The organism is Amycolatopsis sp. NPDC049868, from assembly GCF_044461365.1.
Classification (GTDB): Bacteria; Actinomycetota; Actinomycetes; order Mycobacteriales; family Pseudonocardiaceae; genus Amycolatopsis.
In genome coordinates this window covers 1-13,326 of record NZ_JBITKV010000029.1, presented here as the reverse complement: position 1 = coordinate 13,326, position 13,326 = coordinate 1, and the positions used below count along the sequence as shown (strand labels likewise).

The window sequence follows — 13,326 nt, the reverse complement described above, 5'->3', positions numbered from 1 at the left end:
ATCGACCCCTCGACCGACAGCCCGGACAAGCCGCGGGACCGCGCGGTCACCACTCGCGCCGCGTCCTCCAGCGACAGCATCCCCGCCACAGTCGCGGCCGCGACCTCACCCTGCGAGTGACCCACCACCGCTTCCGGCGTCACGCCCGCGGCCTCCCACACCGCCGCGAACGACACCATCACCGCCCACAACAACGGCTGCACGATCTCCGCCGAGCCCAGCTCCGCAGCCCCGGTCAACACCTCACGCGGCGACCAGTCCACACAGGACTCCAACACACGCTCGCACTCCGCGAACCGCGCCGCGAACACCGGGCTCTCCGCCAACGCGGCACGGCCCATGCCCACCCACTGCGCACCCTGCCCGCCGAACACGAACACCGCACGCACACCAGACCGCGCCACCCCACGCACCGCCGCACCCGACAGCAGAGAATTCAGATCCCCGCCGATCGTCACGGAACGATGCTCGAACGAAGACCGCGTCGCCGCCAGCGACCAGCCGACATCCAGCGGGTCCAGCTCCGGGCGAGCCCGGACCCACGCCGTCAGCCGATCCCGCTGCGCCGCCAGCCCGTTCGCCGAACGGCCCGACACCGGCCACGCCGTCAACCCGCGCGACTCCAGTACCGGAACCCGCTCCTCCGCGGCCTCCAGTGCTTCCTCTTCCGGAGCGTCCGGTTCGGGCGCGGTCTCTTCGGCGGCAGGAGCCTCCTCGACGATGATGTGCACGTTGGTGCCGCTCATGCCGAACGCCGACACCCCGGCCCGGCGCACCCGCTCCCCCGCCGGCCACGGCACCGGCTCGGCCAGCAGCCGCACCTCGCCCGCCGACCAGTCCACATGCGTGGTCGGTTCTTCCACGTGCAAGGTACGCGGCAGTTCCTGATTGCGCAGCGACAGCACGGTTTTGATGATCCCGGCCATGCCCGCGGCCTGTTGGGTGTGCCCGATGTTCGACTTCACCGAACCCAGCCACAACGGCCGCCCCTCCGGCCGACCCTGACCATAAGTCGCCAGCAACGCCTGCGCCTCAATGGGGTCGCCCAGCGGCGTACCGGTCCCGTGCGCCTCCACCACATCAACGTCCTCAGTGGACAAACGCGCACTCGCCAACGCCGCCCGGATCACCCGCTGCTGCGAAGGACCATTCGGCGCCGTCAAACCATTCGACGCACCATCCTGATTCACCGCCGAACCCCGCACCACCGCCAGAATCCGGTGCCCGTTCCGCCGCGCGTCCGACAGCCGCTCGACCACCACGACACCCGCGCCCTCGGCGACGCCCATGCCGTCCGCGCCCGCGCCGAACGTCTTGCACCGTCCGTCCGGGGAAAGTCCGAGCGACGTGCTGAAGTCGGTGAACAGCACCGGAGTGGCCGCGACAAAGGCACCGCCGACCAACGCCATCGAGCACTCTCGCGAGCGCAACGCCTGGCAGGCCAGGTGCAGCGAAACCAGCGACGAGGAGCACGCCGTGTCCACGGTGATCGCGGGCCCCTCCAGCCCCAGCGTGTAGGAGATCCGGCCGGACAGAATGCTCGTGGCATTGCCGGTCATCACGTGTCCGTCGTGCTCGCCCTGCTTGCCCGAAAGCCAGCCGTAGCCCGAACCGGACGCGCCGGCGAACACACCCGTCGCGGATCCCCGCAGCGAGGCCGGGTCGATCCCGGCGCGCTCCAACGCCTCCCACGCCACCTCCAGCAGCAACCGCTGCTGCGGGTCCATCGAAAGCGCCTCGCGCGGACTGATCCCGAAGAACCCGGCGTCGAAACCGGTGGCGTCGTCGACGAAGTTGCCCTCGCGCACCTCCGCGGCGGTAATGTCCCAGCCGCGGTCTCGCGGCAGTTCGGCGACCGACTCGCGCCCGTCGGACAGCAGCTCCCACAGGTCCTCCGGCGTCGCCACGCCGCCAGGGAACCGGCAGCTCATGCCGACGATGGCGATCGGCTCCTCGCCGGAGGATTCGACCTCCTGCAGGCGCTGCCGCGTTTCGTGCAGGCTGGCGGTCACCCGCTTGAGGAAGTAGCGGAGCTTGTCTTCGTTCACTTACGTCACCCCGTCGAGGAAGTCGCGTCTTCGTCTGGTCAGTAGATGCCGAGTTCTTTGCCGATGAAGTCGAAGACTTCGTCGTCCGAAGACGATTCGAGCTTCTCCTCGACGCCGTCGCCGGCGTGGTTTTCCTTCGCTTCTTTCCACTTCGCCAGCACGACTTCGAGCCGGTTGGTGATCAGCGCGGACTCGTCCGCGGTGGCCAGCCCGTCGAGCAGGCCTTGCAGCTTGTCCAGTTCGGCGAGCACCGGGGCGACCGCGCTGACCTCCGCGACCAGGCTCGTCCGCAGGTGTTCGGCGAGCGCGGCCGGAGTCGGGTAGTCGAACAACAGCGTGCTGGGCAACGACATCCCGGTGCTCGAACCCAGCCGGTCGCGCAGTTCCACCGCGGTGAGCGAGTCGGCGCCGAGATCGCTGAAGGACCGGTCGGCCTCCACGACGTCCTTCTCGTACCCGAGAACGATCGCCGCCTCGGCGCGCACCAGGTCGACCAGCAGCCGCTGCTGTTCGGCTTGGGAGAGCCCGGACAGCTTCTCGGCCAGCGCGTTGCCCGCGGCCACGCCCGGCTCCTCGTCCCGGCTCTCCAACGCCTCGACGACGTCGGGAAGGCTTTCGATGAGCCGGCTCGGGCGGCGCAGGGTGAACGGCGGCGCGAACCGGCCCCAGTCCACGTCGGCGACGACCGTCAGGCTCTCGCCGCTGTCGAGCACCTGCGCCAGCGCGTTGACCGCGTGGCCGGGATCGAGCATGCCGAGCCCGCGACGGCTCAGCAGCGCCGCGTCCTCGACGTCGGTCATTCCGCCGCCGCCCCACGGACCCCAAGCCACCGAAGTGGCGGCGAGGCCGCGGGCGAGCCGGTTCTCCGCCAGCGCGTCCAGGTAGCAGTTGGCGGCAGCGTAGCTGGCCTGCATACCGCTGCCCCAGGTCGCCGCGATCGAGGAGAACAGCACGAACGCGTCCAACTCGATCCCCGCGGTCAGCCGGTCCAGCGCGGCCGCGCCGTCGGCCTTGGCCGCCAGCACGGTCGCCAGTTCCGCCAAGGAAATCTCGTCCAGCGGCGTCGCTTGCGCCACGCCCGCGGCGTGGATGACCACCTTCAACGGCGGGCCGTCGTGCCCGATCCGGGTCAGCACTCCGGCCAGCTCGGACTCGACAGCGGCGTCGCAGGCGAACACCTCGACCGCAGTGCCCTCGCCGGCCAGTTCGGCGGCCAGCGCCGGTGCCCCCGCCGCGGTGGCGCCGGAGCGGCTGGTCACCACGAGCCGTTCGACGCCGCGCTCGCCGAGCCAGCGGGACACGTGCCCGCCGATCGCGCCGGTGCCGCCGGTGATCAGCGCGGTGCCGGACGGCGCGAACCGCCCCGCCGCGCCCTTGGGCGCACCGGCCCGGCCGAGACGACGGCCGAAGATCCCGTTCTCGCGGATCGCGAGCTGGTCTTCACCGTCCGAGTCGGCCAGCAGCGCGCACAGCCGTCGCGCGGCCGTGTCGTCGAACTCGACCGGCACGTCGATCATGCCGCCTCCGTGGTCGGGGTGCTCCAGCACCGCGACCCTGGCCACGCCCCATACCTGCGACTGCTCCGGATTCTCGGTCGGCTCGCCGGGAAGGGCGGACACCGCGCCCCGGGTGAGCGTCCACAAGGGAGCGGGCAGGTGCAGCGCGATCATCGCCTGGATGAGCGTCTGGGTCCCGGCCACGCCATTGACCAAGTTCGGGAAGCCGGGCGCCGGAGTCTCGTCCAGCGCCAGCAGCGACACCAGCCCGGAGACCGCGCCGTCGCCGACGACGTCCTCGATCCGCGCGGTCATGGCCGCCACGTCGGTGCTCTCCACCGCTTCCAGCACGCTCACCTCGGCGCCGTGCTCGGCCAGCACGCGCAGACAGGTCCGCGCCAACTCGTGCTCGGCCTGGTCCGGGGTGCGCACCACGATCCAGCGCCCGGACAACGTATGCGCGGCGGGCTCCGGGATCGACGCCCAGCTCACGCGGTAACGCCAGTCCGCGGTGGCCGTGCGGTCGTGTTCGCGTTTGCGCCAGGAGACCAGTGCGGGCAGCACCTCGCCGAGCTGCGCACTGTCCTCAATAGACAAGGTGTCGGCGAGTTCGGTCAGATCGCCACTCTCCACCGCGGCCCAGAACTCGGCGTCCGCCGGCGAACCCGTCGCGGTGCCCGGTCGCGTCTGCACGCCCTGCGGCCAGTAACGCTGGTGCTGGAAGGCATACGTCGGCAGCTGCGCGCGGTTCCCCTGGGGAATCAGCGTGCTCCAGTCGACACTCACCCCCTGCACGAAAGCCCGCGCCAGCCCGGCGACCAGGCCGGTGCCGTCCTTGCGCTGCAACGGCACGAACGCGGCGTCCGCGGTGCCGAGCGCGGACAGCGAACCGTCCGGCCCGACCTCCAGGAACACCGAAATCCCCTGCGCGACAAGAGACTCCACCGCATCCCCATACCGCACCGCACCCCGCGTCTGCGCAGGCCAATAACCCGCCTCGCACGCCGTCAGCACTTCACCCGTCAACGCACCCGCCCACAACAGCTCCGGACGCGCATACGTAAGACCGTCAGCCACCTGACGCAACTCATCCAGCACCGGATCCATCGCCGCCGAATGGAACGCATGACTCACCCGCAGCCGCCGAACCCGGTTCCCGCGCTCCTTCCAGAGCGCCACGATCTGCTCCACCGCATCAACTTCACCGGAAACCACCACCGACTCCGGACCGTTCACCGCCGCGATCGACACCCCACCGACCAGCGTCTCAACAACCTCGTCCTCCGGCGCGTTGATCGCCGCCATCGCACCACCCACCGGCAACGCCTGCATCAACCGAGCACGCGCCGCCACCAGACGGCACGCATCCGACAGAGACAACACGCCCGCCGCGTGAGCCGCCGCAATCTCGCCGACCGAATGCCCCACCACCGCATCCGCCCGAACACCCGCGGCGCGCAACACCTCGAACAACGCCACCTCGAAAGCGAACAACCCAGCCTGTGCATACAAAGTCTGATCACTGCCCGGTGTCTCCGGAACCAGCACCACATCCCGAACCGAAACACCCAGCTCCAGCTCCAACAAACCCGAAACCCGGTCAAACACCTCAGCGAACACCGGACTCGACTCATACAATCCCCGGCCCATACCCGCCCACTGCGAACCCTGACCCGCGAACACCAAACCCACCCGAACACCCGGATCCGCAACCCCGGACACCACCGACCCGGCAGACTCCCCCACGACCAGACTGTCCAGCCCGCTCAGGAGATCGTCGCCGAACACGACGGCCCGATGGTCAAACACCGATCGCGTGGTGGCCAACGACCAACCGACATCCACCGGATCCAGCCCACGGCCGACCACCCACTCGCGAAGCCGACCCGCCTGCGCGAGCAACCCGTCCGCGCTGCGACCCGACACCACCCACACCGTCGGCTCGTCCGTCGCCACGACCTCGGCAGCCTCTTCCCCGGGGGCTTCCTCGATGATGATGTGCGCGTTGGTCCCGCTGATGCCGAACGCCGACACGCCCGCCCGGCGAGTCCGTCCCTCGGATTCCCAAGCCACGTTCTCCGTCAACAACCGGACCTCGCCCGCCGTCCAGTCCACATGCGACGACGGCGTCTCGACATGCAACGTCCGCGGAAGTTCCTTGTTCCGCAACGCCAGCACCATCTTGATCACACCAGCGACACCGGCCGCCGCCTGCGTGTGCCCGATGTTCGACTTCACCGAACCCAGCCACAGCGGGTCCCGCCCGGCCCGTTCCTGTCCATAGGTCGCGAGCAACGCCTGCGCCTCGATCGGGTCGCCCAACGGCGTCCCCGTGCCATGCGCCTCCACCACGTCCACATCGGACGCCGACAACCCTGCATTCGCCAACGCCGCCCGAATCACCCGCTGCTGCGAAGGACCATTCGGCGCCGTCAACCCATTCGACGCACCATCCTGATTCACCGCCGAACCCCGCACCACAGCCAGCACCGCATGTCCGTTGCGCCGAGCGTCGGAAAGGCGTTCCAGCACGAGGATGCCCGCGCCTTCGCCCATGCCCATGCCGTCGGCCGCTTCGGAGAACGCCTTGGACCGGCCGTCCGCCGCGATGCCGCGCTGGCGGGCGAAGCCGACCATCTCCCACGGCGTGGACATCACCGACACGCCGCCGACCAGCGCCAGCGAGCATTCGCCGGTGCGCAGCGCCTGCCTCGCCGTGTGCAGTGCCACCAGCGACGACGAGCACGCGGTGTCCACGGTGAGCGCCGGGCCTTCGAGACCGAGTGTGTAGGAGATCCGGCCGGAGATGATGCTGGTCGCGTTGCCGCTGATCAGGTGGCCTTCGACCGCTTCGGCGCCGTTCTGCGCGGCCAGCTGCATGCTGACCATCGCGTAGTTCGAGGAGTAGCCGCCGATGAACACGCCGGTGCGCGAACCGCGCAGCGCGACCGGGTCCAGTCCGGCGGATTCCAGCGCCTCCCAGGACAGTTCGAGCAGCAGCCGCTGCTGCGGGTCCATCGCCAGCGCCTCGCGCGGACTGATCCCGAAGAAGGCCGGGTCGAACGCGGTGGCCTGGTGGAGGAAGCCGCCCTGGCGCGCGTAGGTGGTGCCAGGGTTCGCCGGGTTCGGGTCGAACAGCGCGTCCGCGTCCCAGCCGCGGTCGGCCGGGAACTCGGAGATCCCGTCGCCCCCGGCGGCCAGCAGATCCCACAGCTCCTCGGGGCTGTTGACGTCCCCGGGGAAGCGGCAGCTCATCGCCACCAGCGCGATCGGATCGTCGTCGACGGCCGCCGCCGAAGGCAGTTCGGCCGGGCTGGCGGGCTGGGCGCCGAGCAGCGTGGTGCGCAGGTGCTCGGCCAGCACCGTCGGGGTCGGATAGTCGAACATCAGCGTCGCGGGCAGCGGCACGCCCGCCGCGGCCGAAATCCGGTTCCGAAGTTCGACCGAGGTCAGCGAGTCGAAGCCCAGCTCGCTGAACGCGCGGCTCGGCTCCACGTCCTGCGGCCCCGCGTAGCCGAGCACGGCGGCCGCCTCGGCGCGGATCAGGTCCACCAGCAGCCGGTCCTGTTCGGCGCGGGAGCGGCCCGCGAGGTCCTGGGCCAGTTCGCCCGCGTCGCGCTGCGCGCCGCCGTCGGCCTTGAGCCCGGCCTTCAACCGCTGCGCGTCCGGCAGGTCGCGCACGAACGGCAGATCCAGGATGGCGGCCTGTCCGGGCGCCGCGGCGAGCGCGGGCCAGTCCAGGTCCATCACGGTCAGCACGGTGTCCGGTCCGGCCATCGCCCCGGCCAGCGCCTTGACGCCCAGGTCCGGGTCGATCAGGACTTCCCAGTGGTTGCGGCGCAGCCGGGCGCGGGCGGCTTCGCTGGCCTGCGAAACACCGCCGCCGGACCAGGGTCCCCACGCCACCGACAGCGCGGGCAAGCCACGCGAACGCCGGTTCTCCGCCAAGCCGTCCAGATAGGCGTTCGCGGCCGCGTAGTTGGCCTGACCGGCGCCGCCGAAGGTCGCGGCGGCCGAGGAGAACAACACGAACGCGTCGAGCGGCAGCTCTGCGGTCAGCTCGTCGAGATGCGCCGCGCCGCCGGCCTTGGCCGACAGCGCACTGGCGAGCCGGTCGGTGGTCATCCGGTCGAGCACGCCGTCGTCCAGCACCCCAGCGGTGTGCATCACCGCGGTGAGCGCGGGTCCGTCGGCCCCGATGCGGTCGATCACTCCGGACAGGTCGGCGCGCGATGCCGCGTCGCAGCCGGTGATCTCCACCGCGGTCCCGGCGTTGGCCAGCGTGGCGGCCAACGCCGCCGCGCCTTCGGCCGAGGCTCCGGAACGGCTGGTCAGCACCACCTTCTCCGCGCCGTGCTCGGCCAGCCAGCGGGCCACCCGGCCGCCGACCGCGCCGGTGCCGCCGGTGATCAGCGTGGTGCCGCGCGGCCGCCATTCCCGCTCGGCGGGCTGCGGCGCGCGCACGATGCGGCGGCCGAGAATGCCCGCGGGCCGCAGCGCCACCTCGTCCTCGCCGCATCCGGCGAGCACCGCGCACAGCCGGTTCGCGGTGCGCTCGTCGAGCACGGCGGGCAGGTCGATCATCCCGCCCCAGCGGTCCGGCTGCTCCAGCAGCAGCACCCGGCCGAGGCCGCGGGTCTGGGTCTGCACCGGCCGGGTCAGCATGTCCCCTGGCCCGGTGGCGATCGCGCCCGTGGTGACCAGCCACAGCGGCGCAGTGACATCCGCGTCGGCCAGCGCTTGGATCAGCGTCGTGGTGCCCGCCAGTCCGCCCGGCACCACCGACGCTCCCGCGAGCGGAGTCTCGTCCAGCGCGAGCAGCGAGACCACTCCGGTCAGCGGCCCGGCGACCGCGGTCGCCAGTTCTTCACGGGTGGCGGTGCTCGCGTCGACTTCGAGCTCGGTCACGTCCGCGCCGCGGGCGGCGAGCGCCTCGACGCACGCGCGCACCAGAGCGTCATCGCCGTGTCCGGTCGGCACGACCGCCAGCCAGGTCCCGGTCAGCGGCGTGGGAGCCGGATCGGCGACCGGACGCCAGGTGACGCGGTAACGCCAGTTCCCGGTGATGTCCCGGTCCTGCTCCCGTCGACGCCAGGCCGCGAGCGCGGGAAGCACCTCGTGGAAGGAACGCTGCGCGTCCACCGCGAGAGCGCCGTCCAGCCGTCCCAAGTCTCCTTCCTCGACGGCAGCCCAGAACTGGGCGTCCGCGGCGGAGACAGCGCCGTCGCCGGACACCGGGGCGGGGCCGGACAGACTGGACCCGGCCAGCCAGTACCGCTGGCGCTGGAACGCATACGTCGGCAGGTCCACCCACTGTCCGGCGGGCAGCACGGCGGGCCAGTCCACCGCGGTGCCGCCGACATACACCTGGGCCAGCGAGGCCAGCAGCCGCGCGACGCCGCTCTGCTCCCGCTCCACCGTGCCGGTGATCACCGGCGCGCCCGGGACTGCCATGTCCTCGATGGTCTCGGCGATGCCGGTGGTCAGCACCGGCTGCGGGGACACCTCGACGAAGGCGCGGTGCCCGGCTGCGGCCAGCGCCCGGACCGCTTCGTCGAACCGGACGGTTCGGCGGACGTTGGCGAACCAGTACGCGGCGTCGAGTTCCTCGCCGTTCATCCACCGGCATTCGACCGTGGAGAACAGCGGGAACTCGCCCGGCTGCGGCTGGATGTCCGCCAGGCCTTCGAGCAGCTCGTTCTCCAGCGCGGCGATCCCGGCGGAGTGCGCCACGAAGTCGGAAACCGGGACGCGCCAACGCAACACCTTGCGCGACGCCAGTTCCCGTTCGAATTCGGTGAGTGCTTCGGTCTCGCCGGAGACCACCGTGGCGGCGGGCCCGTTGATCGCGGCGATCGCCAGCCGGTCCTCCCACCGCACCAGCAGTTCCCGCACTGCCTCGGCGGGCATGACGACCGAGAGCATGCCGCCTTCGGCGCCCAGCCCGGACAGCGCCTTGCTGCGGACCGCGACGACCTTGGCCGCGTCGTCCAGCGACAGGATCCCGGCGACGGTGGCCGCGGCGATCTCGCCCTGGGAATGCCCGAGCACGGCGCTCGGCGCGACCCCGGCCGCCGCCCACACCGCGGCGAGGGAAACCATGACCGCCCACAGGGCGGGCTGACCGACCTCAGCGCGGTCGAGATCTTCTTCGTTCCGCAGCACCTCGGTCAGCGACCAGTCCACGTACGGTCGCAGCGCCTGCTCGCATTCGGCCATCCGGGCCGCGAAAACCGGCGAGGACGCCAGGAGTTCCCGGCCCATGCCCGCCCACTGCGCGCCCTGTCCGGGGAACACGAAGACCGGCTCGCTCTCCTCAGCCGCCGCCGAAGCGCCGACCACGACGCCGGGAGCGGGCTCGCCGGCGGCCACCGCGGCCAGCCCCGAAGTCAGTTCCGCGAGATCGGTGCCGGTGATCACGGCGCGGTATTCGAACACCGTGCGGGTCGACGCCAGCGACCACGCGACGTCCGCCGGGTCGAGATCGGGGCGGGCGGCCACGTGCTCGGCGAGCCGGGCGGCCTGGGCGCGCACGCTGTCCGCGGTGCGACCGGAAACCGTCCACGCGTGCGGGCCCGCAGTGCTCTCCGTGTCTGCGGTGGCCTCCGGTTCGGGGGCCTCTTCCAGGATGATGTGCGCGTTGGTGCCGCTGACGCCGAACGAAGAGACCCCGCCCCGGCGTGGACGGCCCTCGGCCTCCCACTCCCGCTGCGCGGTGAGCAGTTCGACCGCGCCCGCGGACCAGTCCACGTGCGGAGACGGCTCGTCGGCGTGCAGGGTCTTGGGCAGCTGCTTGTGCCCCAGCGCCAGCACCATCTTCAGCAGCCCGCCGATACCTGCCGCGGCCTGCGGGTGCCCGATGTTCGACTTGACCGAGCCGAGCCAGACCGGCCGGTCCTGCGGCCGGTCCTGGCCGTAGGTGGCGATGACCGCCTGCGCCTCGATCGGGTCGCCCAGCGACGTGCCGGACCCGTGCGCCTCGACGACGTCGACGTCCTGAGTGGACAGTCCGGCGTTCGCCAGCGCCGCGCGGATCACCCGCTGCTGCGAAGGACCGTTCGGCGCGGTCAACCCGTTCGACGCGCCGTCCTGGTTGACCGCCGAGCCGCGGACCACCGCGAGCACCGGATGCCCGTTGCGGCGCGCCTCGGACAGCCGCTCCAGCACGACCATGCCCGCGCCCTCGGCGATGCCCATGCCGTCCGCCTCGGCGGAGAAGGACTTCGACCGGCCGTCCGGGGAAAGCCCGCGCTGCCGGCTGACCCAGACGAACAGGTCCGGAGTGGCCGACACGAACACGCCGCCGGCCAGCGCCAGCGAGCATTCGCCGGAGCGCAACGCCTGGCCGGCCAGATCGACCGCGACCAGCGCCGAAGAGCAGGCAGTGTCCACCGTGACGGCGGGGCCCTCAAGCCCGAAGGTGTAGGACAACCGGCCCGACAGCACACTCGTGGTGGTGCCGGTCAGCAGATGCCCTTCGATGCCTTCCTCCGCGCCGGCACCGGCGAGACCGTATCCGGTGAAGCTGGCCCCCGCCCACACCCCGGTCTTGCTGCCCCGCAACGAGGACACCGGGACGCCGGCCCGTTCCAGCGCCTCCCAGGAGACTTCGAGCAGAAGCCGCTGCTGCGGGTCCATCGCCAGCGCCTCGCGCGGGCTGATGCCGAAGAACCCGGCGTCGAATTCGGCCGCGTCGTAAACGAAACCGCCCTGTCGCACGTATGAGGTGCCGGTGTGCTCCGGGTCGGGGTTGTAGAGGCTGTCCAGCTCCCAGCCGCGGTCCTGCGGGAACGCGCCGATCGCGTCCGTGCCCGACGCCAGCAGCTCCCACAGCTCCTCCGGCGACCGGACGCCGCCGGGGAAACGGCAGCTCATGCCGACGATGACCACGGGGTCGTCGTCCAGCGCCGCCGTCGCCGCCGTCGCGACCGGAGTCGATTCCGCGGCGCCCAGCAGTTCCGTGCCGAGGTAATCGGCCAGCGTGGTCGGGTTCGGGTAGTCGAAAAGCAGTGTCGCGGGCAGTTTCAGCCCGGTGGCGGCACCGAGGCGGTTGCGCAGTTCGACAGCCGTCAGCGAGTCGAAGCCGAGTTCGCTGAACGCGCGGGAGGCCGGAATGGACGACGGGGACGGGTAGTCGAGCACCGCCGCCGCTTCGGTCCGGACCAGGGTGACCAGCAGCCGTTCCTGCTCGGCCGCGGACAGTTCCGCGAGCTGCTGCTTCAGGGAACCGCTCGCCTGCTGGTCGGCCGAGGCCTCTCTGGCGATGAGGGCGGTGCGCACCTCGGGCAGGATTTCCAGCAGCGGGCTGGGACGGCGCAGGGTGAACGGCGGGGCGAACTTCGCCCAGTCCACGTCCGCCACGGTGACCACCGTTTCGCGCGCGTCCATGATCCGCGCCAGCATCCCGATCGCCCGGTCCGGGGCCAGCGGCGACAGGCCGCGGCGTTCGAGCTGCGCCTGGTCGGCGGCGGAGTTCATCGCGTCCGCGCCCCACGGCCCCCAGGCCACCGAGGTGGCCGGGAGCCCGGCGGCAACGCGCGCCTCGGCCAGCGCGTCGAGCCGGGCGTTCGCCGCGGAGAACCCGGGCTGCCGCCCGCCGCCCCACACCGCGGCGACCGACGAGGTCAACACGAACGCGTCCAGGTCGAGGTCCGCGGTCAGTTCGTGGAGCCAGGCCGCCGCGCCCGCCTTGGCCGCCAGCACCGCGTCCAGTTCGGCCGGATCGGCGTCCTCGATCGGCCGGTCGTCGATGAGTTCTTCGGTGTGCAGCACCGAGGACAGCGTCGAACCGAGCCCGGCGACGACCGCGGCCACCTCCGGCCGTACCCCGGTGTCACAGGCCACGATGTCGACCGCGGTGCCCGCCGCCGCCAGCTCCGCGGCGAAAGCCGCCGCCCCGCCCGCGTCCGGACCGCGCCGCCCGGCCAACACGACGCGCGAGGCGCCCCGGTCGGCCAGCAGCCGGGCGACGTGCCCGCCGATCTTGTCCGCCTCGCCGGTGATCAGCGCGGTTTCCCTTGGCGTCCAAGGCGTTTCGCCACCGCGCGGCGTGGCGGCGCGCAGCAGCCTGCGCCCGAGGACACCCGTCTCGCGGATCGCGACCTGGTCCTCGCCGCCTCCGGCGAAGAGCGCCGTCAACCGCTTCGCGGCCCGACCCGCCAGCGTCGCGGGTACGTCCACGAGTCCGCCCCAGCGGTCGGGGTGTTCGAGCGCCGCGACCCGGCCGAGCCCCCAGAGACCGGCCTGTGCGGGATTCTTCGGTGCCTCACCGGGAACCGCCGCGACCGCACCGCTGGTGACAGTCCACAGCGGAGCTTCGAGCTGACGGTCGCCGAGCGCCTGAACCAGAGCGACGGTCTGCGTCAGGCCGTGCGTCTCGTCCAGCGAGAGCAGTGAAAGCACGCCCGACAACTCGTCGCCCGCCACCAGGGCGGCGATCTCGCCGCGATCCCCGGCACCGTCCGGCAGCTCCAGGATCCGCGTCTCCGCACCAGCGTCCGCCAGTGCGTCGCGGCATTCCTGCGCGAGCGGGTGCGCGGACTGTCCCGCCGCCGTCACGACGAGCCAGTTCCCCCCGAGCCGCACCGGCGCGGGCTCCGCGACGGGCACCCAGCCGACCCGGTACCACCAGTCCTCGCCCGGCGTTTCCGCACCGCTTCGCCGAACGGCGGGCAGTTCGTTGTTCAGCCAGTAGCGCTGGTGCTGGAATGCGTAAGTGGGCAGCTCCACCGGCTCGCCCACCGGCAGCACGGCGGCCCAGTCCACCGGCAGGCCGTGCACGA

1 protein-coding gene and 1 pseudogene are annotated in these 13,326 nt (G+C 71.8%); both read right to left on the bottom strand.

All coding sequences use genetic code 11. The annotated features are described in order from the left end of the window. Positions 1-2,045: pseudogene (locus ACIBTM_RS46370) on the bottom strand (type I polyketide synthase); the annotation flags it as partial. Positions 2,046-2,086: 41 nt separating this feature from the next. After that, complete coding sequence (locus ACIBTM_RS46365) at positions 2,087-13,309, bottom strand: type I polyketide synthase (protein WP_395883481.1); 11,223 nt, start codon at positions 13,307-13,309, stop codon at positions 2,087-2,089. Positions 13,310-13,326: the final 17 nt, after the last annotated feature.